The organism is Kitasatospora acidiphila (assembly GCF_006636205.1).
GTDB lineage: Bacteria > Actinomycetota > Actinomycetes > Streptomycetales > Streptomycetaceae > Kitasatospora > Kitasatospora acidiphila.
Genome location: NZ_VIGB01000003.1, coordinates 6225346 through 6249895, shown reverse-complemented (window position 1 = coordinate 6249895; position 24550 = coordinate 6225346). Strand labels below are relative to the sequence as shown.

The 24550-nt window shown below is 71.8% G+C and carries 28 protein-coding genes and 1 pseudogene; 17 read left to right on the top strand and 12 right to left on the bottom strand.

The features are described 5' to 3' along the window. Positions 1-185: 185 nt before the first annotated feature. Together E6W39_RS29590 and E6W39_RS29585 are read left to right on the top strand one after the other, a co-directional pair. Positions 186-881: a TetR family transcriptional regulator gene (locus E6W39_RS29590; protein ID WP_141636097.1), complete on the top strand. Its 696-nt coding sequence runs from the start codon at positions 186-188 to the stop codon at positions 879-881. A 210-nt stretch (positions 882-1091) separates the two neighbouring features. Continuing rightward, positions 1092-2264 (top strand): alpha/beta hydrolase, encoded by a 1173-nt coding sequence (locus E6W39_RS29585; RefSeq protein WP_141636096.1) that lies wholly within the window; start codon positions 1092-1094, stop codon positions 2262-2264. 91 nt (positions 2265-2355) lie between these two features. Here the strand turns inward: E6W39_RS29585 and E6W39_RS29580 are convergent, their stop codons facing one another. Together E6W39_RS29580 and E6W39_RS29575 are read right to left on the bottom strand one after the other, a co-directional pair. After that, on the bottom strand, positions 2356-3369 hold the full coding sequence (locus E6W39_RS29580) for an aldo/keto reductase (RefSeq protein WP_141636095.1): 1014 nt from the start codon (positions 3367-3369) through the stop codon (positions 2356-2358). After that, a complete protein-coding gene (locus E6W39_RS29575; protein WP_141636094.1) occupies positions 3366-3902 on the bottom strand; it encodes a MerR family transcriptional regulator in 537 nt (178 codons plus the stop codon). The genes E6W39_RS29580 and E6W39_RS29575 overlap by 4 nt, the downstream gene beginning before the upstream one ends. A gap of 125 nt (positions 3903-4027) precedes the next feature. Between E6W39_RS29575 and E6W39_RS29570 the strand changes: the two genes are divergently transcribed. Beyond that, a complete protein-coding gene (locus E6W39_RS29570) occupies positions 4028-4867 on the top strand; it encodes a serine hydrolase domain-containing protein (RefSeq protein WP_141636093.1) in 840 nt (279 codons plus the stop codon). A gap of 71 nt (positions 4868-4938) precedes the next feature. On the opposite strand, the gene E6W39_RS29565 is transcribed toward E6W39_RS29570, so the two are convergent. Both E6W39_RS29565 and E6W39_RS29560 read right to left on the bottom strand, forming a co-directional pair. After that, on the bottom strand, positions 4939-5820 hold the full coding sequence (locus E6W39_RS29565) for an SGNH/GDSL hydrolase family protein (protein WP_141636092.1): 882 nt from the start codon (positions 5818-5820) through the stop codon (positions 4939-4941). A gap of 194 nt (positions 5821-6014) precedes the next feature. After that, positions 6015-6980, bottom strand: a complete 966-nt coding sequence (locus E6W39_RS29560) for a CehA/McbA family metallohydrolase (protein WP_228718738.1) — start codon at positions 6978-6980, stop codon at positions 6015-6017. Between the two features lie 73 nt (positions 6981-7053). On the opposite strand from E6W39_RS29560, the gene E6W39_RS29555 reads away from it, so the two are divergent. Beyond that, complete coding sequence (locus E6W39_RS29555) at positions 7054-7542, top strand: SitI3 family protein (RefSeq protein ID WP_141636091.1); 489 nt, start codon at positions 7054-7056, stop codon at positions 7540-7542. 124 nt (positions 7543-7666) lie between these two features. Here E6W39_RS29555 and E6W39_RS29550 read toward each other — a convergent pair whose 3' ends face one another. Further along, the gene (locus E6W39_RS29550; RefSeq protein WP_141636090.1) at positions 7667-8614 is read right to left on the bottom strand and encodes a LysR family transcriptional regulator; all 948 of its coding nucleotides are present in this window, start codon (positions 8612-8614) and stop codon (positions 7667-7669) included. A 71-nt stretch (positions 8615-8685) separates the two neighbouring features. Here E6W39_RS29550 and E6W39_RS29545 point away from each other — a divergent pair, with 71 nt between their 5' ends. From E6W39_RS29545 to E6W39_RS39815, 4 genes and pseudogenes are all read left to right on the top strand, one after another. Then, the gene (locus E6W39_RS29545; RefSeq protein ID WP_181799496.1) at positions 8686-9420 is read left to right on the top strand and encodes an SDR family oxidoreductase; all 735 of its coding nucleotides are present in this window, start codon (positions 8686-8688) and stop codon (positions 9418-9420) included. 78 nt (positions 9421-9498) lie between these two features. After that, a pseudogene (locus E6W39_RS29540) lies at positions 9499-9591 on the top strand (DUF397 domain-containing protein); the annotation flags it as partial. Between the two features lie 196 nt (positions 9592-9787). Further along, positions 9788-10591, top strand: a complete 804-nt coding sequence (locus tag E6W39_RS29535; RefSeq protein ID WP_141636089.1) for a hypothetical protein — start codon at positions 9788-9790, stop codon at positions 10589-10591. 158 nt (positions 10592-10749) lie between these two features. Next, positions 10750-11106 carry a hypothetical protein gene (locus E6W39_RS39815; RefSeq protein WP_181799495.1) on the top strand — a complete coding sequence of 119 codons (357 nt, stop codon included), beginning with the start codon at positions 10750-10752 and terminating at the stop codon, positions 11104-11106. A 229-nt stretch (positions 11107-11335) separates the two neighbouring features. On the opposite strand, the gene E6W39_RS29525 is transcribed toward E6W39_RS39815, so the two are convergent. From E6W39_RS29525 to E6W39_RS43725, 4 genes are all read right to left on the bottom strand, one after another. Further along, the gene (locus E6W39_RS29525; RefSeq protein WP_141636088.1) at positions 11336-12187 is read right to left on the bottom strand and encodes a hypothetical protein; all 852 of its coding nucleotides are present in this window, start codon (positions 12185-12187) and stop codon (positions 11336-11338) included. A 300-nt stretch (positions 12188-12487) separates the two neighbouring features. Then, positions 12488-15001 carry a collagenase gene (locus E6W39_RS29520; RefSeq protein ID WP_141636087.1) on the bottom strand — a complete coding sequence of 838 codons (2514 nt, stop codon included), beginning with the start codon at positions 14999-15001 and terminating at the stop codon, positions 12488-12490. 164 nt (positions 15002-15165) lie between these two features. Next, entirely contained in the window at positions 15166-15300 is a 135-nt protein-coding gene (locus tag E6W39_RS43730) for a hypothetical protein (RefSeq protein WP_323809101.1), read from the bottom strand. Further along, a complete protein-coding gene (locus E6W39_RS43725; RefSeq protein ID WP_323809100.1) occupies positions 15297-15713 on the bottom strand; it encodes a LysR substrate-binding domain-containing protein in 417 nt (138 codons plus the stop codon). The genes E6W39_RS43730 and E6W39_RS43725 overlap by 4 nt, the downstream gene beginning before the upstream one ends. Between E6W39_RS43725 and E6W39_RS43720 the strand changes: the two genes are divergently transcribed. Further along, positions 15691-16017, top strand: coding sequence for a hypothetical protein (locus tag E6W39_RS43720; RefSeq protein WP_323809175.1), 327 nt, complete (start codon positions 15691-15693; stop codon positions 16015-16017). The genes E6W39_RS43725 and E6W39_RS43720 overlap by 23 nt on opposite strands. On the opposite strand, the gene E6W39_RS43715 is transcribed toward E6W39_RS43720, so the two are convergent. Then, on the bottom strand, positions 15924-16118 hold the full coding sequence (locus E6W39_RS43715) for a helix-turn-helix domain-containing protein (RefSeq protein WP_323809163.1): 195 nt from the start codon (positions 16116-16118) through the stop codon (positions 15924-15926). The genes E6W39_RS43720 and E6W39_RS43715 overlap by 94 nt on opposite strands. A gap of 177 nt (positions 16119-16295) precedes the next feature. Here E6W39_RS43715 and E6W39_RS29510 point away from each other — a divergent pair, with 177 nt between their 5' ends. Both E6W39_RS29510 and E6W39_RS29505 read left to right on the top strand, forming a co-directional pair. After that, the gene (locus E6W39_RS29510; RefSeq protein ID WP_141638020.1) at positions 16296-16985 is read left to right on the top strand and encodes an HAD family hydrolase; all 690 of its coding nucleotides are present in this window, start codon (positions 16296-16298) and stop codon (positions 16983-16985) included. Positions 16986-16990: 5 nt separating this feature from the next. Further along, a complete protein-coding gene (locus E6W39_RS29505; protein ID WP_141636086.1) occupies positions 16991-17608 on the top strand; it encodes an HAD-IA family hydrolase in 618 nt (205 codons plus the stop codon). A gap of 104 nt (positions 17609-17712) precedes the next feature. Here E6W39_RS29505 and map read toward each other — a convergent pair whose 3' ends face one another. After that, positions 17713-18480 carry a type I methionyl aminopeptidase gene (gene map, locus E6W39_RS29500; RefSeq protein ID WP_141636085.1) on the bottom strand — a complete coding sequence of 256 codons (768 nt, stop codon included), beginning with the start codon at positions 18478-18480 and terminating at the stop codon, positions 17713-17715. A 66-nt stretch (positions 18481-18546) separates the two neighbouring features. Between map and E6W39_RS29495 the strand changes: the two genes are divergently transcribed. The 5 genes from E6W39_RS29495 (at position 18547) to E6W39_RS29475 (ending at position 22392) form a co-directional block, all read left to right on the top strand. Beyond that, positions 18547-18813 (top strand): helix-turn-helix domain-containing protein, encoded by a 267-nt coding sequence (locus E6W39_RS29495; RefSeq protein WP_141636084.1) that lies wholly within the window; start codon positions 18547-18549, stop codon positions 18811-18813. 40 nt (positions 18814-18853) lie between these two features. After that, positions 18854-20011 (top strand): damage-control phosphatase ARMT1 family protein, encoded by a 1158-nt coding sequence (locus tag E6W39_RS29490; protein WP_220140279.1) that lies wholly within the window; start codon positions 18854-18856, stop codon positions 20009-20011. Between the two features lie 79 nt (positions 20012-20090). Continuing rightward, the gene (locus tag E6W39_RS29485; RefSeq protein WP_141636082.1) at positions 20091-20705 is read left to right on the top strand and encodes a flavin reductase family protein; all 615 of its coding nucleotides are present in this window, start codon (positions 20091-20093) and stop codon (positions 20703-20705) included. Between the two features lie 55 nt (positions 20706-20760). Next, a complete protein-coding gene (locus E6W39_RS29480) occupies positions 20761-21546 on the top strand; it encodes an alpha/beta fold hydrolase (RefSeq protein ID WP_141636081.1) in 786 nt (261 codons plus the stop codon). Between the two features lie 51 nt (positions 21547-21597). Next, on the top strand, positions 21598-22392 hold the full coding sequence (locus tag E6W39_RS29475; protein WP_228718406.1) for a phytanoyl-CoA dioxygenase family protein: 795 nt from the start codon (positions 21598-21600) through the stop codon (positions 22390-22392). Here the strand turns inward: E6W39_RS29475 and E6W39_RS29470 are convergent. Next, positions 22389-23159, bottom strand: a complete 771-nt coding sequence (locus E6W39_RS29470) for a pirin family protein (RefSeq protein ID WP_141636080.1) — start codon at positions 23157-23159, stop codon at positions 22389-22391. The genes E6W39_RS29475 and E6W39_RS29470 overlap by 4 nt on opposite strands. Positions 23160-23336: 177 nt before the next feature. Here E6W39_RS29470 and E6W39_RS29465 point away from each other — a divergent pair, with 177 nt between their 5' ends. Next, complete coding sequence (locus tag E6W39_RS29465) at positions 23337-24518, top strand: PucR family transcriptional regulator (protein WP_181799723.1); 1182 nt, start codon at positions 23337-23339, stop codon at positions 24516-24518. The last annotated feature ends 32 nt before the right edge of the window (positions 24519-24550 follow it).

Genomic DNA, 24550 nt, shown 5'->3' with positions numbered 1-24550 from the left:
CCCTCGGCCGTTTCCCAGGAGGCTGCTTCCCCGGGAGCCCGGTTCTCCGAACGGGTGTGGGTAGTGGCGCCCGGGTCCTGCCCGTCCCCACGAGCGCGTCGGCCTGCGGGCGCCACCCGGGGAGATTATGGCAGTGGCTGACAGCAAGCGTTCAGGGGGTGCGGCGGAGGCGATATCGTGAGGGCATGGGCTCGACCTCGACAGCTGTGCCCGCTCCCGCACCCGGTCTGCGCGAGCGCAAGAAGCAGCGCACCCGGGACGCCCTGGTGGACGCCGCGCACCGGCTGTTCCTGAGCCAGGGCTATGCGCGCACCACGGTGGACGAGATCGCCGCGGCGGTGGACGTCTCGCAGCGGACCTTCTTCCGCTACTTCGCCAACAAGGAGGAGGCCGCGCTCGCCGTCCTGGCCGACGCGGAGGACTACTTCGTCGAACGCCTCGCCGACCGCCCGTCCGACGAGCCCCCGCTGCTGGCCCTGCGGATGGCGGTCTGCGCGGCCTGGCGGGACCTCAGCACCGAGGACTACCAGCAGGGCTCCCGGGGCGTCTCGGCGGCGCTGGAGCTGCTCCAGCTGATCGAGTCGACCCCGAGCCTGCTCGCCGCCCAGCTGCGCCGCTCCGCCGAGCAGGAGCAGCGGGTGGCCGCGATCCTCGCCGCCCGGGAGGGCGTGGACGCCGCTGCCGACCTGCGCCCCCGGCTGCTGGCCGCGGTCTTCAGCGCCGCGATCCGCACCGCGCACCTGGCCTGGTCCAGCGCCGGCGACCAGCGGCGCGAGGAGGGCCCGGAGGGCATGATCGCGGTGATCGAGGCGCAGCTGGACCAGCTCGGCCCGGCGCTGGTCACCGGTCACTGGGCGCCTGACGCCGGTCACCGACCCTGACCCTGCGTCAACAGGCGGCTGACACTCCGTCGAGTGACTCCGCTACTCTGTGACTTCCATCGTGTCGCCTACGACACACCTGGTCGGCTTCACTGTGATTCACCCCACAGTTCGACGGGGCGCCATCGCCCGTTACGCTGGCCGCTTGTATCCAGACGTGCCCCGCTCGGCGGTCCCCGACCAGCCGTCGTACCACCAGGAGTTGAGGCGATGCAGCGCCGCCGGCTGAAGCGCGTGATGATCGGCGCTTTCGCGGCCTGCGCGGTGCTGGCAGATGCCGGCAACGCGGCGGCCCAGGCGACCCGGTCCAACGAGCAGGTGGCGATCACCACTCCGCCGGCCGGCGCCGCCGCCTGGGTGCAGGACCACTCCCTGGGCCGCACACTGCCCGACCCGGCCACCGCGGACGCCGCCACCGTGGCCGCCTTCTTCGCCTCGCTCACCCCCGCCGAGCAGCAGCAGCTCGCGCAGAGCTACCCGCTTGTGGTCGGCAACCTGGACGGCGCCCCGATCCAGCTGCGCTACCAGGCCAACCGCATCGCGGTGCAGAACGAGCTGGACCGCGCCCTGGCCGCGAGCACCGACAAGAAGCTGCACGCCGACCAGCGCGCCCAGGCGGCCAGCCGGGCCAACGACTCCCGCCCGCTGCTGGAGCCGGGCCGCCAGATCCTCGCCTTCGACCCGCGCGGCCGGGGCCTGGTCACCGAGGTCTTCGGCGACCTGGCCGCCGCCCAGCGGATCTCCGTGGTGGTGCCCGGGTCCGACAGTGACCTCGGTCACCACGACCCCAAGGACCGCCCGCTGCAGAGCTCCGCCGGCATGGCCCGCGCCGTGCAGGCCGAGGAGCAGAAGCTCTCGCCCGGCGTTCCGACCGCGGTGATCGCCTGGACCGACTACGTCAGCCCGCTCGGCCTGGGCCCGGACGCCGTGACCTCCCGGCTGGCCGACGCCGCCGTGCCGCGGCTGCTGCGCTTCCTCGACGGACTGCACCGGACCACCGCCCCGGCCGCCCCGCCGTCGCTGATCTGCCACTCCTACGGCAGCGTGGTCTGCGGCGAGGCGGCGCCCAAGCTGCGCGGCGCGACCACCGACATGATGATCCTCGGCAGCCCCGGCATGAACGTGGACAACGCCGCCCAGCTCGGCACCGGCGTCCAGGTCTGGGCCACCCGCAACCCGGCGGACTGGATCGGGAACGTCCCGTACCTGGAGGTCGGCGGTCTCGGCCACGGTGCCGACCCGACCAGCCCCGACTTCGGCGCCGAGCGCATCTCGTCCGCCGGAGCCGTCGGCCACGCCGGCTACTTCGACCCGGGCACCGACAGCCTCTACAACTTCGCCACCATCGCGCTGGGCGACTACCAGGACGTCAAGTACAGCTGACGCTGCGGCAGCACCGCGACTGGCGCCCTGTCATCAACTGACAGGGCGCCATTGCTAGTTCATCTTCTGGTTCATCCGAGCCGAGTCGCCGTCACTCCCGCCCGGCGAAGGTGAACTGCATGTCGGCGTAGCGGTCGCCCGTCACCTCGCCGGCGATGGGCTCCAGCTTGGCCAGCTCGGCGTCGGTGAGCTTCAGGACGGCGCCGGCGACGTTCTCGGCGAGCCGGGTGCGCTTGCGGGTGCCCGGGATCGGAACGACCGTCAGGTTGTGCACCTGGGCCCGCTGCTGCACCCAGGCCAGCGCGACCTGAGCCGCCGTCACCCCGCGCTCGGCGGCGATCTGCTGGATCGGCGCGATCAGCGCGGCGTTGGCGGCCGCGTTGTCGCCGGTGAAGCGCGGCTGGCTGTGGCGGAAGTCGCCCTCGGTCAGCTCGCCGGCCTGGGCGAAGGAGCCGGTCAGGAAGCCGCGGCCGAGCGGCGAGTACGGCACCAGGGCGACGCCCAGCTCGGCGGCGGTGGGCACCACGGCCCGCTCGACGTCCCGGGTGAACAGCGACCACTCGGACTGCACGGCGGCGATCGGGTGGACCGCGTGCGCCTCGCGCAGCTCGGCACCCGTCACCTCGGACAGGCCCAGGTGGCGGACCTTGCCGGCCTGCACCAGCTCGGCCATGGCGCCGATCGACTCGGCCAGCGGCACGCCGGGGTCGCGGCGGTGCATGTAGTAGAGGTCGATCACGTCGATGCCCAGGCGCTTGAGCGAGCCGTCGACGGCCTGGCGGATGTAGGCCGGGTCGTTGCGGACCTTGCGGTAGGTGGGATCCTCGGCCCGTCGCTCGATGGCGAACTTGGTGGCGATCACCACCTGGTCGCGGTTGGCCCGGACGAACGGGCCGATCAGCTCCTCGTTGGCGCCGAAGCCGTACATGTCGGCGGTGTCGTACAGGGTGACGCCCGCCTCCAGCGCGGCGTCCAGGGTCGCCAGCGCCTCGGTGGTGTCGGTCGGGCCGTAGAACTCGCTCATGCCCATGCAGCCCAGGCCCTGCGCCCCGACCAGCGGACCGCCCTTGCCGAGCTCGACGGTGGGGAGCTTGGTGTCACTCATGCGCTTACTGCCTTCCGGGAGTTGCTGTTGTTCGTGGTGGTGCGCTCGTGCGTGGTGGTGCTGTCGTTCGTGGTCACGGTCGCGGTCGTCTTCGCGCTCGTGTTCGCCTGCGCGATCGTGTTCGCGGTCGTCGCCGCCTGCGCACCGTAAAAGTCGATCTTGTAGTCCAGCACCGCGAGGCTGGCGTGCAGATCGGCTATCCGCTCCCGGACCTCGGCGCGGTGCTCGATCAGCAGGTCGCGCCGCGCGTCCATGGTCGCGGGGCCCTCGCGGACCATCTCGATGTAGCGGACCATGTCCGCCACCGACATGCCGGTCAGGCGCAGCTTGCCGAGGAACTCCAGGCGGGCCAGGTCGGCGTCGCTGTAGCGGCGGCGGCCGGCGTGCGTGCGGTCCACCGGTTCGAGCAGGCCGATCCGCTCGTACCAGCGCAGCGTGTGGGCGGTGAGCCCGGTCAGCTCGGCGACCTCGCTGATGCTGTGCCGCGGCGTCCGTTCGGCATCGTCGAGCGACGCCAGGAGTTCCGCGCTCATCGGTCACTTCCCCCGGTCAGTGCAGTTGGTCCGTGCGGTGTTGACGCCCTTGACGCTATCGAGTTGGAGTGCACTCCAAGCAAGCGCAATCCGTGAAATCCCTCCTTCGCATTACAGTGCAGGTCATGCAGAGCGTGCGGATGATCGAAGACTGGCCGGTCAAGACGGCTGCGGTGGCAGTGGTGCGGGGCGCGGACGGCGCGCTGCTGGGGGCGCACGGCCCGCAGCGGCACCGCTTCCAACTGGCCTCGGTGACGAAGCCGCTGACCGCCTACGCGGCGCTGGTCGCCGTCGAGGAGGGCGTCTTCGAGCTGGACGACCCGGCCGGGCCGGACGGCGCCACCGTGCGCCACCTGCTGTCCCACTGCTCGGGTCTGGCCTTCGACGAGCCCCGGGCGATGGCCGCCCCCGGGACCCGCCGCCTCTACTCCAACGCCGGCTTCGACGTCCTCGCCGACACCGTGGCCAAGGCGTCCGGCATCCCGTTCGAGCGCTATGCGGCCGAGGCCGTGTTCCAGCCGCTGGGCATGACGGACACCGTGATCGACCCGGCGCACCGCAGCCCGGCCGGCGCCGGCGGCGTCTCCACGGCCGCCGATCTGGCGCTCTTCGCCGCCGAGTTGCAGGCCCCGCGCCTGCTGCACCCCTCCACGGTGGCCACCGCCACCCTTGAGGTGTCCTTCCCCGGCCTGAGTGGGGTGCTGCCGGGCTTCGGCCACCAGCGGCCCAACGACTGGGGCTTGGGCTTCGAGATCCGCGACGGCAAGTCCCCGCACTGGACGGGCGCCACCAGCTCCCCCGCCACCTTCGGGCACTTCGGCCAGTCCGGCACCTTCCTCTGGGTCGACCCGGTGGCGGGCGTGGCCTGCGTTGCCCTCGCCGACCGCAACTTCGGGCCGTGGGCCGCCGAGGTGTGGCCGGCCTTCACCGACGCCGTGCTCGCGGAGCTGCGCGGACAGCGCTGAGGCGCCGAAGCGCTCAAGCGCAGGATGAGCGGAGCCGCCCCGGGGTCAACCCGGGACGGCTCAGGGTCGGGTCAGTTGAGGCCGAGCGTGTCGGCGACCTGGCCGGCCATCGCGGCCTCGCCCAGGGCGTTGGGGTGGACCGGCACGTAGTTGGTGCCGAACAGCACCGGCTCGATCCACCGGGTGCCGATCGGCTGGCAGGCGTCGTGGCCGTCGGAGGCGGCCGACATGTCGACGTAACTGGCGCCGGTGGTGGCGGCGGCCCGCTGCACGGCCGAGTTGAGGTGCACCTCCAGGTCGCGCAGGTAGGGAATGTCGCCGGACGCGATGGGCATCTTGACGAAGCAGCCGGGCACGGCCTGGCTCGGCACGATCCACGGGTAGCCGACGATGGCCACGCGGGCATTGGGGGCCTTGGCCCGGACGGCGTTCAGCGCCGACACCAGCGCCGGATAGGTGCTGTTGTCGATGGTGTTGTCGAAGCTGGAGCCGTAGAGCGTCTGGCAGGGGTCGCCGAACCCGAGGGTGACCACACCGGCCGAACCGCAGGCGAGGATCGCGTCGATGAAGACACCGCTGTCGTTGCCGCCGATGGTCATGGTGACCAGGCCGGTATTGGCGTTGAGCGCGTCCAACTGCGGTGCGACGCCCGGGTACTGGGAGCCGGCGAAGTCCTTGGTCTGGGCGCCGCCGCAGGTGACGTCGGTGAGGTTCAGCCCGGCCTGGGCGGCCAGGTCGTGCGGGTAGTTCAGGCTGGAGCGGGCGCACTCCAGCGGGGCGCTCAGGTCGAGCGGCAGGATGCCCGACCCGGCACTGTAACTGTCACCGAGCGCAACGTAGTTGACGGGTGAGTCGGCCTGGGCCTGGGCGGGCAGCGCGAGGCCGAGGCCGGCCAGGGTGGCGGACGCCGCGACGGCGGCCGCGAGACGGCGTGAGCGGGCACGGAGGGACATGCGGGGGCTCTCCTTGAAACCAGGGGTGGGGGCTGTGCCAGGGAGAAGGACCGGCCGGGCCGTTGGGGGCGGCGGGGCCGGGTTTCCGCGAGGTTACTGGCCGGGAAGTTACCCACTGGTTGGGTTCGGGTCAATGACCCTCGCGCGCTTTGGTACACGCGTTGGTGCACGCCCGATGCGGCCTCGGTACGGCCTCAGTGCAGGATGATCGGGTTGCTGAGCGCGGCCATCCGGCCGTCGGGATGGCGCAGTTCGACCCGGACGAAGGCCGTTTCCGCCGCACTCGTGCACCAGGTCGCGGTGCCCGTGCCGTGCGCGGGCAGCGAACCCCGGTGCACGGCGCCCCGATCGCTGTGGAAGGTCACGGTGGCGGACGGTACCCCCTGGATCCGCGCCCGCACCGTGACCGGCTCCCCCGCGGTCGCCAGCCGCTCGCCCACCCCGGCGCTGCGGCCCGCGGCATCGGCGAGGAACGAGAGTTGGACGGCCGCCGACTCGGCGATCCAGCTGCGCCCGACCCTGATCCCCGCCAGCACACCCGGGCTGCTCAGTTCCTCGGCGAACACCACCGTCTGCGGGGTGCCGAGTTGGCCCGCCAGATGCGCATCGCTGTTGCCGATGGCGGGCCGCCACTGCCCGGTTTCCACGTCGGCGGCCAGGCTCCGCCCCCACTCGGCGAGCGCTGCCTCGTTGTCGGCCTGCCACGGCCGGTCCGAGCTCCACGGCCCGTTCCACACCTCGACCGCGTCGAAGCCCTGGTAGGCGTACATGAACCGGCCCGTCGGGTACGGCGCATGGGGGTGCGCGGCCACGCAGAGCCCGCCCACCTCGTGCACGCCCGCCATCGCCTGGTCAATGCGTCCGTCCCGCACCCGGTAGTCCCAGTCGACCAGTTGGCCCGGCTCGATACCGAGGGCCAGCCAGTGGCCGGTGCGGGTGGTCACTTCCGTGCCCAGCACGACCAGCAGGCCATCTCCGGCTTCAGCTCCCCAAGTGTCAGGATTCGCAGCCGAGTTGTGCTCGGTGCCGGCCATGAAGTGCAGCCCGGCCGCGCGGGCCTCGGCGACCAGCCGGACGGGCGTCAGCTCGCCGTCCGAGTACACCGAATGCACATGGCAGTCCCCCCGGTACCAGCCCGGACCGCGTCTCACTCCCGGCATCATCGACCTCCCCGCCGCATGAACGGTCAGTACTGGCACAACAGTTCCCGGGTGGTGCCGTACGGTCGGCACCATGGCGCTCGACTACTACCTCGACCTGATAACCCCGTGGTCCGCCCCGCAGGTGGCCCGCGAGCTCCGCGCGGTGGGCGACCGCACGGGGCTGGTCGATGCGCGGCACACCACGGAACTGGTGCTCGGTGACGGCGCGTTGACGGCCGGGGGCACCTGGTTCCGAGTGTGCCGGGTGGGGCCACGCCGTTGGCCCACGGTGATCGACGGCCAGGAGTTCACCGAGACGGTGACCGTCGCGTTCACGCTCGACAAGCGGGACACGATCACCGCCATGGACGAGGTGGTGCACCTTGCCGCCGGCCTCCTGCAGCGGGTGCCCGGCGACGCCGTGCTGCACTTCCAGAGCGAGGTCGTCTGGCTGCTCCGCCGCGACGGCGACCTCACCCTCGATGAGCGGCCCGAGCACTGGACGCCGGAGCGCCTGGCCGCCGTTCCCACGCCCTACAGGCGCCTGACGCACTCATTCACCGACGAATCGGGTGACTGAGCGCGGGGACGAGCGGCATGCGCATGGCGGTGGCGGGTGAGGGGGTGCTGGCCTTCCTCCGCGCTGGTGGTTGTCTGAAATCGGTCCTCCAGTGATCGTCATGGCGAGGGGTGAGTGCCCCCGGTCAGTAGGCCAGTGCGGTCATGTGGTCGGAGTGGTGGGCGGCGACGTCGTGGGCGGCTTGGACGAAGGCGGCGACGGCTGCGGATCGCGAGGTCTCCGGCCAGGCGACCATGACCGCGCTGGGGCTGAGGCCGGTGACCGGCCGGTATGCGATGTCCGGGCGCTGGTGCCGCTCGGTGGTGGAGAGTGACAGGAACGCCACCGCCTGGCCCAGCGCGACCACCTCCAGGAGTTGCTCGACGCTGGCCACGAGCGGCCCCTCAGGAGTGTCGGCCGGCGCCAAGCCCGTGTGGCCATCGCCTGCTTCCGCTCCGTCGTATCCGGTGTAGTAGGCGGTGGTGGAGGGGGCGGCCCCCTTCCAGCGCGGGATCGGTTCGCCCTTGAGGTCGGTCAGCCGCAGTCGCCGGCGTCCGGCCAGGCGGTGCGCGGCGGGGAGGACGGCCAGTCGCGGCTCGACCACGAGCGTCTGGGAATCCAGCCCTTGACCGTCGAACGGGCTGCGCAGCAGCGCTACGTCGGCACGGCCGTCCCGCAGCATGGCGATCGGCTCTCCGCTGCCGCCGACGACGACTTCGGGCGGCGGCAGATGCGAACCCGTTCCCCGGTAGGCGGCGAGGATCTCCCGCAGCAGCCCGGCATCGCCTGCCGGCTTGACCGCCACGACGAGCCGGGGTGTCGGCTCACCGGCCCGGCGTGCACGCCGGGCCGCCGCGTGCACCGCGTCGACCGCGATCCGGGCCTGGTCGAGCAGCACCTGACCGGCGTTGGTCAGCCTCACCTGCCGGGTGGTGCGCTCCAGCAGGCGTACCCCGAGCCGGGACTCCATCTGAGCGATCGCCTTCGACAGCGGGGGCTGCGCCATCCCCAGGCGGTGCGCGGCCCGGCTGAAGTTCAGTTCCTCGGCGACCGCGATGAAGTACCTCAGCTCCCGCACCTCTAGCTCACTCATATCTGTGGACTATAGATCCAGAGTCTTCTGGTCTTTCCCTGCCGCCCGTGGGTGAGGGGAGGCTGGGTGCCATGACGACTTCGCAGAAGACTGCTCTGATCACCGGCGCGAACAAGGGCATCGGCAAGGAAACGGCGCGCAGGCTCGCAGCCCTCGGCATCACCGTGCTGATCGGCGCCCGCAATGCCGAGCGTGGCGAGGCGGCGGCCGAGGAGCTTCGCGCGGGCGGCGCCGACGTACGGTTCGTTCCGCTGGACGTCACCGACGAGATCTCGGTCCAGGCCGCCGCCAAGCACATCGACGCCACGTTCGGCCGCCTCGACATCCTCGTCAACAACGCCGCGATCACCGCCGGACCGCAAAAGCCGAGTGAAACCCCAGCCGCTACCGTCCGGCAGGTCTACGAGACCAACGTGTTCGGCGTCATCGCGGTGACCCACGCCATGCTCCCCCTGCTCCGCCGCTCCGCCGCCGCACGCATCGTCAACATGTCCAGCGAACTCGGCTCCCTCACCCACCTGGCCGACCCGGGCAGCCCGTGGTCCGCCTACTCCTCGGTCCTCCTCCCTTACTGCACCTCGAAGAGTGCGCTGAACGCGATCACCGTGCTCTACGCCGATGAACTGCGCGCCGAAGGGATCCTGGTCAACGCGGTGAGTCCCGGCTACTGCGCGACCGACCTCAACCGCCACACCGGGATACGCACGGCGGAGGAGGGCGCGGCCGTGGCGGTTGACCTGGCGACAGCGGGCGAGGACGGCCCGACGGGCGCCTTTCTGGCCGAGGACGGGCCGATTCTCTGGTGAGACCATGCCTCGCCCTCTCCGCCCGAAGCCTGCCGGGGTGTTTTCAACCCCCGCCGCGACGATCACTGGCCGGTCCGCGACAGCAAGGACTTCGACGGCCCGCACCTCCGCTTCGCCCCCACCGCCTGGTCCACCTTCCTCCAGGCCGTCACCACCCGCCGCCTCGCCTGACCGCCTGCCGGGCGGGCGCCCCCAGTGCCCGCCCGGCAGGCCGGCGCCGCGCTAACGGCGGCATTGCTGTGGCACGACTCGACCACGTGTCTTACGGTGAGTCACGGATTGCTACGCATAGCAACCATCCGTGCTCCCTCGGCCTCGGATACCCGCACCCGGGCGCCGACGTGTCCCCACCTGGAGTCGAGTCCCCATGCGATTCACCCCCCACTGCGCGCTCGCGCTCGGCAGCGTCACCCTGGCCGCCGCCCTCGTCGTCCCCACTGCCCAGGCCACCGTCGCCCAGGCCTCCGCGCCCGATCCGGGCGGCCCCGAGTCACGCATCGAAATCCTCGGCACCACCCTCGACCTGTCGATCACTCAGGGCACCGCAACGGTCAATTCCGACGGCTCCGTCTCCCTCGGCGGCACCTACAGCTGCAACGATCCCTCCGACACTCGCAAGGCCCGGCTGCGCATCGACCTGACCGCCCAGAACGACGCCAGGGGCAGCATCAGCCTCAGCGGACCGTGCCGTGCCTCCAACGCCCCATGGAACGCAACCGTCCTCCCCGACCCCGATTCACCCTTGTTCGCCCGGGGCGTTCCCGTCGAGGCCCACGCCACCCTCACCCTCGACGACCCCACCGGTCAGACGGACGAGCGGATCACCGTCGCCCAAACCCTCTTCGCGGCGACCGACCCGGTAGGCGCCCCCAACAACTACGGCGGCACCGCCCTGTCCGGCACCTACGGCTGCTCCCACGACAGCCCCACCATCGACATCAACGCCGAGCTCGCCGATGCCTTCGCCGCCTGGGAGGACGCGGGCATCGCCATCCTCCCAGTCCCGTGGTCCGCCGCCGACAGCCCTTGGAACATCACCATCACACCCCGTGGCCGCCAAGCCGCACAAGGGACTTGGCTCCCCGCCGGGGTGCGGAAGGCGAAGGCAGACGCGGCCCGCCACAGCGTTCAGTGCCAAGAGGATGTCATTACGGAGAACAACGTGCGCTAGGGGCCACGTCAGCGGGCCCGGGGGCGCCGGCCTGGCCGCGTCCTGCCGACGTGGCCGAAGACAGACCGGCCGCGTAGGCCCACCCCCCGATCAGCCAGCGCGACACCCCCCGTCCGGCCACCCCCATGCCCGGGCACCGATCAAGGAGGAAACCCAGCATGACCACCACCCTGAACTCATCTCGGACCGCCCTGCGCACCCTGGCGGTCGGCGCGATCGCGGCCTTCCTCGCCGCCGCCGCACCAGCCGCCGCCTCCGCAGCCGCAGCCGCAGCCGCACCGCACACCACCGCCAGGAGCACCGCCGCCGCAACGCGGGCCGGGGAGGTCATCCAGTGCCAAGAGGTGAACGCGGAGGAGTCCAGCGTGTTCGGACGAAACTGCAACACCGACAGCTGGGGGCCGCTCTCCGACTTCACCGTCACCAACCAGCAGGGCAGCAAGTGGCAGTGCGCAACAGGTTGGGCCGAGGGCGCCTTGTGGATCAACGGGCAGGACTGCAAGCCGCTCCCGTGATCCACCTGACCCCTCCACCCCGCCCAGTCCCTGACCTGACGTCGGCGAACCCCTAGTGCACCTGGCGCGACTCTCCGACCGTCTACTCACAGACCTCGTGACGCATGTCGGCCCCGATGGCGAGAGTGCCATCGGGGCCTACATGCGTCACGCAGGGGGCGAGGTACCGCTACCGCGCACCTCGGCGCTGACCGTCAACTCAGCGGTACCAGCGGGTGGGTGAACCCCGTCAGGCGACGTAGTTGGTGTACGTGGCCCAGAGGACGTTGCCCAGCTCGTCGTAGATGACGAAGTCGTCGTCCTTCTGGAAGACGCCGACGACCTGGCCGTGGCCGCCCGTGGGGGAGGTCCACAGCGGGGCGCCGCTCTGGGCGGGGTAGATGGCCAGTCGGTCAGTGCCCGTCACGAGGTGGGCACCGGCGTGGCCGAAGGTCATGCTGGACCAGAGAGCGGCACCCGTCCGCTGCGAGTAGATGACGAGGTTGCCGTCGGGCTGCATGACCAGCCGGGTCTTGGTGCCGTAGAGCGTCGCCCCGGAGTTGAGCTGGGTGACGACCTGGCCGCCCAAGTCCAAGGGGGTCTTCTTGAGGTTGCTGCCGGACTGCCAGATGGCCTTGTTGTGGGCGTCGTAGACGACCAGGTTCCGGTCTTCCATCAGGCTGAAGTGGGCACCGGCGTGGAAGTAGGTGCCGGTGGACCACAGCGCCTTGTGGTTGGTGTCGTAGATGACGAAGTTGCCGTCGGCCTGCATCGTCGCGGTCGCCCCCGGGTGCCCGTAGGTGCCGCCGGCCCACAGGACGAAGCTGGGCTCGCCCTGGGTCCTGAGGACCAGGTTGCCGTCCGACTGCATGGTGAGGGTGGTCAGCTGCCCGAACTGGACCTGCGTGCCGCTCTTCAGGGTGGCGCCGGACGGAACGTCGGCGCCGTTGCCCCAGTGGCACACGTCGCACGGCGGCGGGGGCGGCGTGGTGGCCATGGCCGGCATGGCCGCGCCGGCCACCGCGGCGGTGAGCGCGGAGACGACGGCCACTCGGCGGACGAGGCCGCCCAGACGGCGGCGCAGGGCACGTGCGTGCGTCATGATTCCCCCCCAGGGAATGTTTCGGTTGGAGAGGGAGCACCTGGACCCCGCTCGACCAGAGACCTGGGAGCAGTGGGAGCCGGGCTTCCCGGGGAGAACGTTACGAGGCGAAGTGACCTTGCCGCAACGGCGATCGGGGCAGCTGGAGGGGCTGTTTCCAAAGCATGACACTTGAGTGGTTCATGGCGGACTGCGGAGGTCCGCGCGTGCTCCGGGCAGGGCCACCGCATGGACACGTGGTCGACCCCGGCGGCGATCGCGCCACCGGGGTCGACCACGGTCACCAGCCCGTCAGGCAGGTCAGTAACCGGCACTCACGGTGACCCCGTTGAACGCGGTGGCGCCGTACAGGGTGATGTACCGGTACCCGGCCGTCGTGTTGGTGACGGTCAGGGACTGCGCCGTCCCGGGGTGGGTGGACGCGACCGAGTGGTGGGTCTTGGTCGCCCAGCCGCTCGGGCTGTAGTAGAGGTACGCAGTACCGCTGCCACCCGTGGTGCTGACCGTCAACTGGGTGGTGCCGGCGGGCAGGTAGATGTACAGGTAGTCCTCGCCGCCGGCCGCGGCCGACTGGTTTGCGCGGTAGCAGTTCCGGTCCAGCAGCCGCTGGTCGGCGCCGGTGCAGGCGGTGGTGCTGCTGACCGCGACCTGGGCCGTGGTGGTGGCCGTGTGGCCGTTGCTGTCGGTGACCGTCAGGGTGGCGGTGTAGCTGCCGGGCTTGGCGTAACTGTGCGTCGGGTTCTGGACGCTAGCGGTGGAGCCGTCGCCGAATGTCCAACTCCAGCCGGTGATCCGGCCGTTGCCGGTCTCAGTGGACTTGTCGGTGAAGGCCACCGACATGCGGTCGATCGAGGTGCCGAAGGCCGCCGTCGGGCTGCCGCTCCCGCTGCCCGCGAGCCCGTCGAGCCAACTGGCGAAGTCCGCGTCGTACTTGGTGCCGAGCGAGTTGTAGACGTTGTAGCCGCCGGTGTAGTCGCCGGTCCGGAAGTGCCCCAGCATCGCGTACATCACGTCGAGGTGGCGCTCCCACATGTAGCGCACCGCCAGGTAGCCCCACGGGTAGGTGCGGGTCGTGTCGCTGTTGCCGTAGGTGTTCTGGAAGAGGGTGCTCAACGCGTAGGTGTGCTGGGGCGCGTCGGCCAGTGCCTCGGTGTCCGCGACACCCCGGTAGGTGTAGGAGGTGTACTCGGCGATGCCCTCGATCCACCACACGTCCGGGACGGCGGTCTCGGCCGTGAAGTCGCCGCGGGTGTTGTCCACGGCGTCGAGGTAGTGGGTGAACTCGTGGTTGAGGTTCCAGATGTTCGCGGTGAAGTCGGTGGCGTAGGGCACCTGGTACATCACCGAGAACGCGGAGTTGCCGGGCTGGCTCGGGTCACCGGTCTCGGTGATGCCGCCGTTGTCGGTGTCGATGTTGTAGATCGCGGGGCCGTAGATCTGGTAGTCCTGCCGGCTGGCGAACACCACCATGGTCTCGCCGGTGATGGTCTGGCCCGGGATCGGACCGCCGGCCCGCACCAGGTTCTGGAACCACGGGACCTGCTTGGCGAGGCTGTCGCAGACCGCCGCGAGCTGGGTCGCGTCGAGGGCCTGGGCCGCCACCGTGATCGTCGGTGTGCAGGTGTGCGAGGCGGTCAGCACGGCGGCCTTCAGCCGGTCGGGCAGGTTGCAGGTGCCGTAGGCGGCGCAGTTCGCCGCGTCGAAGTCGACGCTCTGCTGGGCCACGGCGACCCAGAGCGCGGCCGTCGGGCCGGTCATCCGCGCTGTGTGCAGCACGCCGAGCATCAACGGCTGGACGGTCGGCCGCAGCGCGGGGAACTGGACGTAGGCCGCCAGGTCCTGGCCGGCGCCCGCGACCATGAAGGTGTTGTCGCCGCCGAGCATGCCGGTGTGGCCCCGCACGAACGCGTTGAGCGTGTTGACCAGGCCGTGGTCGCCGGTGATGGCCGTGACGAACGCCGGGTTGTTCGCCGCCCGCCAGAGCGCGCTGTTGGCGTTGTAGACGGCGGTGTCCATGCCCGAGACCGCGTCCCAGGAGCTGCTGTACGCGGTGTAGAGGCGCTGGTAGACGTCCAGGTAGTGCTGGTGCAGGTTGGCGCTGTCGGTGAGGGTGACCGTCTCGCCCAGGATGGCGCCGTTGGCGCCCGTCACGTCCCGCGAGTGCGGGTTGGCGAAGAACGCGTCCATGGCCGCCGTCACCGGGGCGGTCAGCTTGTCGTCGTACGGGCCGACGTCGGCCGCGTCGTAGAACTGCACGTAGTAGGCGGCGCGCAGGTAGAGCACGAGTTGCTGGATGCCGGAGGAGTCGTCGCCCTCGTAGGCGGCGGCCACCGTCTTCAGGGCCTGGGCGACCGGGATCGCCTGGGACTCCTGGAACACCCCGTGCGCGTCCTTTCCGGTGAGCGCGAACAGGGTGTTGACGCAGTCGGTGGTCGAGGACTCCAGGTACGCGGCGAGCGCGGCCCCGGTGCGGCCGCTGAAGTCGGCGGGGGTGCACGACTGGGCGGCCGCCAGGTGGGCCGCGTGGGCAGCGGTCTGGTGCGGCAAGGCCGGGCGGGCCGGGGGCAGTTGGGCGGGGGTGAGGCGACCGGTCTGGACGGCGTCCCGGTCGGTACCGGCGTCCGAGACACCGGTCGGGGCGTAGGCGGCCGGGGGCCGGGCGTGGCCTTGGGCGGGCACCGCTGCCACCCCGGACGCAGCGGTGGGCGGGGCAGAACCGGGTGGCGCGGCGAGCGCGGTGCCGGTTCCGAGGCCGAGCAGGGTGGTGGCGGCGAGAGTTGCCGCGAGGCTTCTGAGGGTGGGTCGGCGCAGCATGGCGCTCCTCAAGTGACGTGTGCGTGGGGGAGGTGCGGCAGCGGAGCGTGCAGGCCCCGGTGCTGGTTAGGCAGACTTCCATCGCGCGGGAGCCTGGGGGAACGCTCGGGGACACAGCAGTTGCGAGGTCCTGCTCATAACACCGAGCTGTTCTGGCGTTGTTGCTACTCGGCCTCGACGGCCATCCTGACCTGGTACGTCCGCTTGACCCAGGCCTGGAAGTGCGGCGCCCCGGCGACCAGTTCGCGGTAGGCGGCGACCGCCGAGGCGTGCAGGACCTCCAGCACCGGCCCGGTCACGGCGTCCGGCCGCCAGGCGAGCAGGTGGCGGCGCCAGAGGGGGAGCCCACCAGTGGCTTGACGAGCACGCCCGGGATCGCCCGCACGGTGGCGTGGACCACCGTCACGCCCATCCCCTGGGCCACCATGAGTTGGAGCTGCTGGTGGTCGCCGAGGTACTCGTGCACGGCGGCTGGGGTGAATCCGTCCGCCGCGCACGCTTGGTGGAGGGCAGCCGGCCACCCCGCGCCGTTGTCCGGCGCGAGGAACCAGCGGTCGTCGGCGAGTTCGGCGAGTCGCACCTCCAGGCGGTGGCGCAGCCGGTGCCCGGCGGGCATGGCGATGAACAGCGGCTCGGTGGCGATGCCCAGCTGCGCGAGGGAGGGGGGCCAGGCGCACGGTTCGCCCCGGATGGTCGACGCCGAGTGCGACATCGACGGCGCCCCGCTCCAGCAACTCGGCTGCCGCCGCTGGCTGGTGAACGCTGGTGACGTTCAGCGGCAGCTCGCCGAGCCGGTCGCGGGCCCGGGTCGCCATGCCCGCGAGGAGCGGCGAGCCGGTGGTGGCCAGCCGCAGCGGCCGGGGGCGGTCGGCCTGCCGCATCTCACTGGGTGCGGGGTGTCCGCCGATGGCGCCGGCGCGGGTCACCACATCGCGAGCCTGCGCCACGATGGCGGCGCCGTAGCCGGTCGGCTTGACGCCGTCGGCGGTGCGTTTGAACAGGGCTGGCCGAAGTGATTTTCGATGCGCTGGAGTTGTCCGCTCAGGGCCTGCTGCGAATAGCCGAGCAGAGCGGCCGCGCGGCCCACGCTCCCGCAGTCGGCCATCGCACAGAGCATCTGCAGGTGCCGCAGCTCGAGCCTCATGTGCCACCCCTCCATCAGCCGTGGCGGTCGGCCACGATCCGGAATCCCCTTCAGGAGACGCGCGGGACGGCGTCGGATCACGGAAACTGCGCGCGCGGCGCTCCGCGTGTCATCGACCGGGTGCCGTGGCGCCGATAGGCTCGCCGCATGATCAAGGGTGTCCTCCTGGACTTCTCCGGCACGCTCTTCCGCATCGAGTCCACCGCCGAGTGGCTCGACGCCTGCCTCACCCTCACCGGTCTCGCCGTCCCCGAACACGAACGCGCTGACCTGCTGCGACGCTTGGACCACTTCGGCGCGCTCCCCGGCGGGCCTGTACCGGTCGAACTCCCTGAGGCGATCGAGCCGCTCTGGGCGGCCCGCGACCTGAGCGCGGATCAACACCGTGCCGCCTACACCGCGCTGGCCCGGGCCGCTGAGCTGCCGGCCGGCCTGTCGGCGGACACGTTCTACGATCGCCACCGGTCGGCGGCCGCCTGGCAGCCGTACCCCGATGCCGAGCCGACCCTGCGCGAGCTGCGGCGGCGCGGGCTGCCGATCGCCGTGGTGAGCAACATCGGCTGGGACCTGCGGCCGGTGTTCGTCTCCCACGGCCTGGACGAGCTGGTCGACGCCTACGTCTTCTCGTTCGAGGTCGGCGTACAGAAGCCCGACCCCGCGATCTTCCAAGCCGCCTGCGACCGGCTCGGGTTGGCGCCGGAGGACGTCCTGATGGTGGGCGACCATCCGGTCCAGGACGCCGCCGCCACCGCGATCGGCTGCCAGTACTTCCCGGTCGACCACCTCCCCGTCGCCGAGCGTCCCGCCGGGCTCGCGCCGCTCCTCGAACTGCTGGGGTGAGCCGCATGTCCCGGCCGGCCGTGCTGATCGACATCGGCGGTGTCCTCAGCCCTGACCACCTCCCGGCCATCGCCGACGACTGGGCCGCCCGGCTCGGTTGCACGCCCGCCGACGTGCTGGCAGCCCTCTTCGGCGGCAACGACGACCAGATCCTGATCGGGCGGGTGAGCGAGGACGCCTGGTGGGGCGTGGTTCGCGACCGCTTGCGGCTCGGCGGGGACCAGCTCGCCGCCCTGCGCGCCGATGTGACGCTCAGTCGGACCTGGGATCCGGCCCTGGTCGCCGCCCTGCGCGCCCTCCGCCCGTCCATCCGCACCGCGATCGTCAGCAACGCCTGGCCCTCGATGCGCCCCGCCCTCCAACGCGCCGGCCTGCTCGACCTGGTGGACGCCCTCGTCCTCTCCTGCGAGGTCGGCTGTGCCAAACCCGACCCCCGCATCTACGAGTTGACCCTGCACCGCCTCGCCAGCACCCCCACCGACGCCCTCTTCATCGACGACACCCCCACCCACGTCGCCGCCGCCCGCACCCTGGGCCTGGCGGGCCACATCCACACGGACACCCCGGGGACCCTGGCCCGCATCGCGGAGTTCGTGCGCGCACACGAAGACGGCGGGCGGTAACGAACGGGGCCGCAGAACCAAGGGCCAGTTGCGCCGACCTTCGGCAACGCCCGACCGTCGGGTGCGCGCAGGCCTGCAACGAGCGGGCTCGATAGCCGGCCCCTTCACCCCATCGTCAGCACCCGGGGCCCGTCCTCCGTCACCGCCACCGTGTGCTCGCAGTGCGCGGCGCGGGTGCCGTCGGCGGTGAGCAGGGTCCAGCCGTCCGGTGCCGTCAGGTAGGTGTCGCCGCCGCCCGCCAGGAACATCGGCTCCAGGGCCAGCACCATGCCGTGCCGCAGCACCATGCCCCGGCCCGGGCGGCCCTCGTTGGCGACGTGCGGGTCCTCGTGCATGCGGCGGCCGATGCCGTGGCCGCCGAAGTCGGCGATGATGCCGTAGCCCGCCGCGCGGCCGATGGTGCCGATGGCGTGGGAGATGTCGCCGATCCGGGCGCCGACCACGGCGGCGGCGATGCCGGCCTGCAGGGCGCGTTGGGTGGTCTCGATCAGGCGCAGGTCGGCGGGGCGGGGTGTGCCGACGGTGAAGCTGATCGCCGAGTCGCCGGTCCAGCCGCCGAGGCGGGCCCCGCAGTCGACGCTGACCAGGTCGCCGTCACGGAGCCGGTAATCCGTCGGGATGCCGTGCACGATGGCGTCGTTGACGGAGGTGCAGATGACTGCCGGGAACGGGGTGAGGGCGAAGTGGGGGCGGTAGTTGAGGAACGGCGAGTCGGCGCCGGCCTCGCGGAGCACTGCCCTCGCCGCCTCGTCGAGTTCCTGCAGCGACACCCCGACCCCCGCTGCCTCGCGCGCCGCGGCGAGCGCGTCGGCGACCACCCTCCCGGCCTCGCGCATCGCGTCCAGCGCCGTATCGGTCTTGATCTCCACCATCGTCCACTCCCAGCTGGGCACCAATTCTTATACCGGTATTTGTATCACGGCATTAGTATTGGTGCCATGGTGCGCACACCCCTCACCCCTCAGGAACGCGAACGCGGCGAACGGCTCGGCGCCCTGCTCCGGCGGGCCCGCGGCGAGCGGAGCATGGTGCAGGTCGCCGCTCAGGCGGGCCTGTCCACCGAGACCCTCCGCAAGATCGAGACCGGCCGGGCCCCCACACCCGCGTTCTTCACCATCGCGGCCCTCGCCGCCGCCCTGGACCTGTCGCTGGACGACCTGGTGCAGCTCTGCCGCCCGGCAGAGGATGAAGAAGCAGCAGCCTGACGAGAAGCGGCAGCAGCCTGACGAAAGGCGGACCCCGGCCATGCCCGACGCACCGGTGATCCTCAGCGGCGACCCCGGCTCCTTCCCCTGGAGCGTCTTCCACGAGCGGCACCCCAAGCTGCTGCGGCAGGTGCTGGACGCGCTGCCGTACGGGCCGGCCGAACGCCGGCACGTCGAGCAGCTGCTGGCGGAGAGCACCACCGGCGTGCTCACCCCGCTGCCGCCGGACGCCCCCGACCACGAGCAGTGGCTTCGCTGGGGCGAGCGACTGTGGGGGCTGCCCTGGGGCGAGGTGCCGTTCCTCTGGGCGGAGAGCTACTTCTACCGCCGACTGCTCCACGCCACCGGCTACTTCACCTCGGGCGCCTGGCATGGCGTCGACCCGTTCGGCCCGTTCAAGAGCGCCGAGCTGGCGAACCCCACGGTGGACGACGAGTTGGCGACCCTCAGCGCGCTGCTCGACCTCCCGGAGGCCAAACGGCGTGCGGCGCTGCTGACTTCGGCGCTCTGGGGCAACCGGGCCGACCTCGGGTTCCGGATCACGAACGACCCGGGCTCCGTCACCGCCACCGGACTGCTGGTGGACGACGGGCCGCTGCTGTGGCGGGAGTTGGAGCGAACGGCAGGCGGGCGGGTCGACCTGGTGGCGGACAACGCCGGGCGCGAGCTGCTACCGGACCTGGTGCTGACCGACCACCTGCTGACCAGCGGCCTGGCGGCCGAGATGGCGCTCTGGGTGAAGCCGCAGCCGTACTACGTCTCCGACGCCATGATGGCGGATGTGCTGGCGGCGGTGGGGCGGTTGCGCAGGTCGAAGGCCGGCGCGATCGGCGACCGCCTCTGGCGGGCGATCGGCGACGGCACGCTGACGGTCCGCACCCATGCCTTCTTCTGCGCCCCGCTGCCGTACCACGAACTGCCCGCCGAGCTGGCGGCCGAGTTCGCCGGCGCCACCCTGACGATCCTCAAGGGCGACCTCAACTACCGCCGCCTGGTGGGCGATCGACTCTGGCCGCCGACCACGCCGTTCGCCGAGGCGGCCGGCCACTTCCCGTCGCCGGTCGCCGCCCTGCGCACCCTCAAGTCGGATGTGGTGACCGGCCTGCCGGAGGCTGCGGTGCGCGAACTCGACGGCACCGGCGAGGCCTGGCGCACCAGCGGGCGGTACGGGGTGGTGCAGGTGTGCAACGCCGGTTGACGCCCCCGCAAGCCGTTCCCAGCGGCCACCACCCGTGAGGCCCTCGCAGGGCCGATCCCGCGACGTGGATACTGTATGCATGCGCATCGACTTCAGTCCCGCCGAGATAGGCCGCGACGCCACCTACCGCCTGCTCACCGCCACCGTGGTGCCCCGGCCCATCGCCTGGGTCTCCACGGTGAGCGCCGACGGGGTGGCCAACCTGGGCCCGCACTCGTTCTTCACCATCTCCAGCATCGAGCCGCCGATCGTCCAGTTCACCTCGGTGGCCAGCCGGGATTCGCTGCGCAATGTGCTGGAGACCCGCGAGTTCGTGGTGAACCTGGCGCCCGAGCCGCTGATGGCCGAGGTCAACGCCTCCGGGGCGGACTTCCCGGCCGAGGTGGACGAGTTCGAGGCGATCGGGCTGGCCACCGAACCCTCGCTGCGGGTCAAGCCGCCCCGGGTGGCCGCCTCCCCGGTGGCACTGGAGTGCCGACTGCACAGCACCATCACCCTGGGCGACGGCACCCTGGTGCTCGGCGAGGTGGTGCACGCGGCGGTGGACGAGTCGGTGCTGGTCGACGGCCATCCGGAGATGGGCCTGCTGCGCCCGCTCTCCCGCCTGGGCCGCAACGAGTGGGGCACCACCGTGGCCGTGACCCCGGTGGACCGGATCAGCTACGCGGACTGGTACCAGGGCAAGCGCGGCTGACGACTCCCCGGATCGGCCGCCGCCCGCGACCTGACCCACCGTAGGATGCGTCGGTATGCGACGCGAACCGGTGCGGGTGACGGTCTGGCAGGACGGCACGGCGGCGACCGATCGGGTGCTGCTGGTGCACGGAACGCTGAGCTGGGGCACCGACTGCTTCCGCGAACAGCGCCCGCTCGCAACCGAGTTCAGGTTGGAGCTGATGGACCGGCGGGGCTTCGGCGCCAGTCCTGACATCGAGCACAGCGACTACGAGGTCGACGCCGAGGACATCGCCGAACTGCTCGGCGGCGGCGCCCACTTGGTGGGGCACTCCTACGGCGCGGCCGGAGCATTGCTGGCGGCAGCTCAACTACCGGGTTCCATCAGGTCGTTGGCACTGATCGAACCCTCCGTGCTGCACACCGCGGAGGACGACGTCCCTCAGATCGCGGCGGCGCTGAAGCGCATCCGGGCGGCGTTCGGCGAGCAGCTGGAGCCGATGAGCCCCGAGGAGTACCTGTGCTACTCCACGGATGACTACGGCCTGCCGCGGCCGGAGTTCACACCGGAGCTGCTGCGCGCGGCCGCCTCCGCGATGGCGGAGCGGCCGGCCTGGGACGCGATGATCCCGCTGGCGCCGATCAGGGCCGCCGACTACCCGAAGCTGGTGGTCAACGGCAGCTGGGAGACCGCCGCACCGGACTACCGCGCGTTCATCGGCGAGGCGCTGCTCGCCTGCGGCGCCTTCGTCGCCGAGCGGATCGGCGCCCGCCGGGTCCTGGTCCCGGGCGCCGTGCACGCCCCGCACCAGGAGCAACCCGAGGTGGTGAACGGGCTGTTGGCCGAGCTGTGGGCATAGTCGCGCGCAATTCGATTGCCGCGGGCAACCTCCGCACCGAGAATCACGGGCGTGCGACACGTGCTGACAGCTGAAGAGATCGACCAGTTCACCACCGCCGGATTCGTCCGGCTCCGGGACGCCTTCCCGCGTGAACTGGCGGACGAGTGCCGGGAGTTCCTCTGGCAGGAGACCGGCTGCGACCCGGCCGACCCGAGCAGTTGGACCGAGCCGGTGGTCCGGCTCTGGGGTTACGGGAGCGAGCCGTTCCAACGGGCCGCGACCACCGAGCGGCTTCACACGGCCTTCGACCAGTTGGTCGGCGAGGGGCGCTGGGTGCCGCGCACCGGTCTCGGCACCTTCCCGATCCGGTTCCCGCACCCCGCCGACCCCGGGGACACCGGCTGGCACCTGGACGCCGGCTACACCCCCGACGGCGAGAACGGCTACTGGCTCAACCTGCGGTCCCAGGGGCAGTCCCTGCTGATGCTCTTCCTGTTCTCCGACGTCACCGAGGCGGACGGCCCGACCCGGATCAAGGTCGGCTCCCACCTGGACGTGCCGCGCTACCTGGCGGAGTACGGCGAGCGGGGCGTCGACGGCTTCGAGCTGTGCGCCCGTATGGACCAGGACGGCCGGCTGGACGCGCCGGACCGGGAGATCGCGCTGGCCACCGGGCGGGCCGGGGACGTCTACCTGTGCCACCCGTTCCTGATCCACGCGGCCCAGCCCAACCGCGGCAGCACCGCCCGCTTCATCGCCCAGCCGCCGCTGGTCCCGGTCGGCCTGCTGGAGCTGGACCGGGCCGACGGCGCCCACTCGCCGGTCGAGCGCGCCGTCATCCGCGGCCTCCAGCCGGCCGACTAGCCGTACGTCAGGCCCGAGTGCATCTCCCAGAGCAGCAGTTGGGCGCCCTGCTCCCCGGCCATCGGCGCGGCGAACGCCTCCCCGGTGATCCGCACGCTGTCGCCCGGGTCGAGCGAGCGCCCCTGGCCGCGCGGCCCGGGGATGGTGCGGTAGCCGAGCGAACCGGCCGTCAGGTGGGCGTAGCGGTAGGGGGCCTCGGGCAGCTCGGGCAGCGCCTGGTGCGGTTCGGCGGTGACCAGCCAGAGCGCCGCGTCCGAGCGCCGCAGCCGCAGCGCCTCGGTGTCGGCGTCGCGGGTCATCCCCGAGGCCAGCAGGGTCAGGCCGTCCCCGTCCGGCACCCGGCGCAGGCCGTAGGCGGGGTCGGTCCCGAAGACGTCCGGCTGCAGCCACATCTGCACGAACCGCACCGGAACGTCGGCCCCGCCGACGTTGCGTTCGGTGTGCGCGACGCCGGAGCCGGCGCTCAGGTACTGCACCATGCCGGGGCGCACCACCCCGGCGTGACCGTCGGTGTCACGGTGCGCAAGCGCGCCGTCCAGCACCCAGGTGAGGATCTCGGTGTCCCGGTGCCGGTGCTCGTCGAAGCCGGCGCCGGGGGCCAGGGTCTCCTCGTTGCACGCCAGTAGCGCGCCGAAGTGCAGGTTCTTCGGGTCGTAGTGCTCGGAGAACGAGAACGCGTGCCGGGTCAGCACCCCTGCGGCGGGCTCGGAGACATACCGCTCGGCGGTGCGGCGCAGGTCGGCCCGTGGGCGCGCGGGGTCGGTCACCTGACCCACCGTAGCGGGTCAGGTGCGGGGGGCGTGTGCGGGCACCCCACGCGGTGAGGCAGTCTTGTCCCTGTGCCAGACCCGTCAGATCCACCCGAGCAGCAGCCGTCCCCGAAGGCCACCCGCCCGTCGGGCCCCCGCCGTGTGCGCCAGACCGCGACCTCCGGCGGCACCGCCGTGGAGCGACGACTGGCCGCCGAGCGCGCCGAGTTGCGCGCCGCCACCCTGAAGCGGCTGGAGAAGGCGTCAGGAAAGCTCGCCACCGCGGCGATCGCCCGGATGGACGACCAGCTGGGCTGGTACCGCCGGATGCCGCCGGAGCACCGCTCCTGGATCGGCCTGGTGGCCCAGGCGGGCATCGCGGCCTTCACCGAGTGGTACCGCCACCCGGAGGCCAAGCAGGCGATCAGCACCGATGTGTTCGGCACCGCCCCGCGCGAGCTGACCCGGGCGATCACGCTGCGTCAGACCGTGGAGCTGATCCGCACCACCATCGAGGTGATGGAGGAGGCGATCCCGGAGGTCGCAGCGCCGGGCGACGAGGACGGCATGCGCCAGTCGGTGCTGGTCTACGCCCGGGAGATCGCCTTCGCCACCGCCCAGGTGTACGCCCAGGCCGCGGAGGCCCGCGGCGCCTGGGACGCCCGGCTCGAAGCCCTGGTGGTGAACTCCCTGCTCTCCGGGGACGCCGACGAGGGCCTGCTGTCCCGGGCCGCCGCGCTCGGCTGGGGACAGCCCAGCCAGGTGCGGGTGGTGATGGGCAACGCGCCGGACGGGGACAGCGAGGCGGTGGTGGAGGCGATCCGCCGGGCCGCGCGGCACGCCCGGCTGCAGGTGCTGACCGGGGTGCTGGGCAAGCGCCTGGTGGTGGTGGTCGGCGGCGAGAAGGAGCCGGTGCACGCGGCCCGGGCGCTGATCGGCCAGTTCGCGCCCGGCCCGGTGGTGGTCGGCCCGACGGTGGGCGACCTGCTGTCGGCGACCCGCTCGGCGCACGCCGCCGCGGCCGGCCTGCGGGCCTGCGCGGCCTGGCCGGACGCGCCGCGCCCGGTGCTCGCCGACGACCTGCTGCCCGAGCGGGCACTCGCCGGCGACCAGGTGGCGCGCCGCCAGCTGGTGGAGGAGATCTACACACCGCTGGACGAGGCCGGGTCGGCACTGCTGGAGACGCTGAGTGTCTACCTGGAGCAGGCCTCCTCCCTGGAGGGAGCCGCCCGGATGCTCTTCGTCCATCCCAACACCGTGCGCTACCGGCTGCGTCGTGTGACCGACGTCACGGGGTACGCCCCGTCGGACGTCCGTTCGGCGTTCACTCTGCGTATTGCGCTTGCGCTCGGCCGGCTGGAGTCCGCCGCGGACTGATTTCCCCGTCCTGTAGAGACTCCACAATCCGA

Coding starts and splice junctions, on each gene's coding strand:
- E6W39_RS29590 (WP_141636097.1), top strand. CDS start 186: ATGGGCTCGACCTCGACAGCTGTGCCCGCTCCCGCACCCGGTCTGCGC.
- E6W39_RS29585 (WP_141636096.1), top strand. CDS start 1,092: ATGCAGCGCCGCCGGCTGAAGCGCGTGATGATCGGCGCTTTCGCGGCC.
- E6W39_RS29580 (WP_141636095.1), bottom strand. CDS start 3,369: ATGAGTGACACCAAGCTCCCCACCGTCGAGCTCGGCAAGGGCGGTCCG.
- E6W39_RS29575 (WP_141636094.1), bottom strand. CDS start 3,902: ATGAGCGCGGAACTCCTGGCGTCGCTCGACGATGCCGAACGGACGCCG.
- E6W39_RS29570 (WP_141636093.1), top strand. CDS start 4,028: ATGCAGAGCGTGCGGATGATCGAAGACTGGCCGGTCAAGACGGCTGCG.
- E6W39_RS29565 (WP_141636092.1), bottom strand. CDS start 5,820: ATGTCCCTCCGTGCCCGCTCACGCCGTCTCGCGGCCGCCGTCGCGGCG.
- E6W39_RS29560 (WP_228718738.1), bottom strand. CDS start 6,980: ATGCCGGGAGTGAGACGCGGTCCGGGCTGGTACCGGGGGGACTGCCAT.
- E6W39_RS29555 (WP_141636091.1), top strand. CDS start 7,054: ATGGCGCTCGACTACTACCTCGACCTGATAACCCCGTGGTCCGCCCCG.
- E6W39_RS29550 (WP_141636090.1), bottom strand. CDS start 8,614: ATGAGTGAGCTAGAGGTGCGGGAGCTGAGGTACTTCATCGCGGTCGCC.
- E6W39_RS29545 (WP_181799496.1), top strand. CDS start 8,686: ATGACGACTTCGCAGAAGACTGCTCTGATCACCGGCGCGAACAAGGGC.
- E6W39_RS29535 (WP_141636089.1), top strand. CDS start 9,788: ATGCGATTCACCCCCCACTGCGCGCTCGCGCTCGGCAGCGTCACCCTG.
- E6W39_RS39815 (WP_181799495.1), top strand. CDS start 10,750: ATGACCACCACCCTGAACTCATCTCGGACCGCCCTGCGCACCCTGGCG.
- E6W39_RS29525 (WP_141636088.1), bottom strand. CDS start 12,187: ATGACGCACGCACGTGCCCTGCGCCGCCGTCTGGGCGGCCTCGTCCGC.
- E6W39_RS29520 (WP_141636087.1), bottom strand. CDS start 15,001: ATGCTGCGCCGACCCACCCTCAGAAGCCTCGCGGCAACTCTCGCCGCC.
- E6W39_RS43720 (WP_323809175.1), top strand. CDS start 15,691: ATGGTCGACGCCGAGTGCGACATCGACGGCGCCCCGCTCCAGCAACTC.
- E6W39_RS43725 (WP_323809100.1), bottom strand. CDS start 15,713: ATGTCGCACTCGGCGTCGACCATCCGGGGCGAACCGTGCGCCTGGCCC.
- E6W39_RS43715 (WP_323809163.1), bottom strand. CDS start 16,118: ATGCTCTGTGCGATGGCCGACTGCGGGAGCGTGGGCCGCGCGGCCGCT.
- E6W39_RS29505 (WP_141636086.1), top strand. CDS start 16,991: ATGTCCCGGCCGGCCGTGCTGATCGACATCGGCGGTGTCCTCAGCCCT.
- map (WP_141636085.1), bottom strand. CDS start 18,480: ATGGTGGAGATCAAGACCGATACGGCGCTGGACGCGATGCGCGAGGCC.
- E6W39_RS29495 (WP_141636084.1), top strand. CDS start 18,547: ATGGTGCGCACACCCCTCACCCCTCAGGAACGCGAACGCGGCGAACGG.
- E6W39_RS29490 (WP_220140279.1), top strand. CDS start 18,854: ATGCCCGACGCACCGGTGATCCTCAGCGGCGACCCCGGCTCCTTCCCC.
- E6W39_RS29485 (WP_141636082.1), top strand. CDS start 20,091: ATGCGCATCGACTTCAGTCCCGCCGAGATAGGCCGCGACGCCACCTAC.
- E6W39_RS29480 (WP_141636081.1), top strand. CDS start 20,761: ATGCGACGCGAACCGGTGCGGGTGACGGTCTGGCAGGACGGCACGGCG.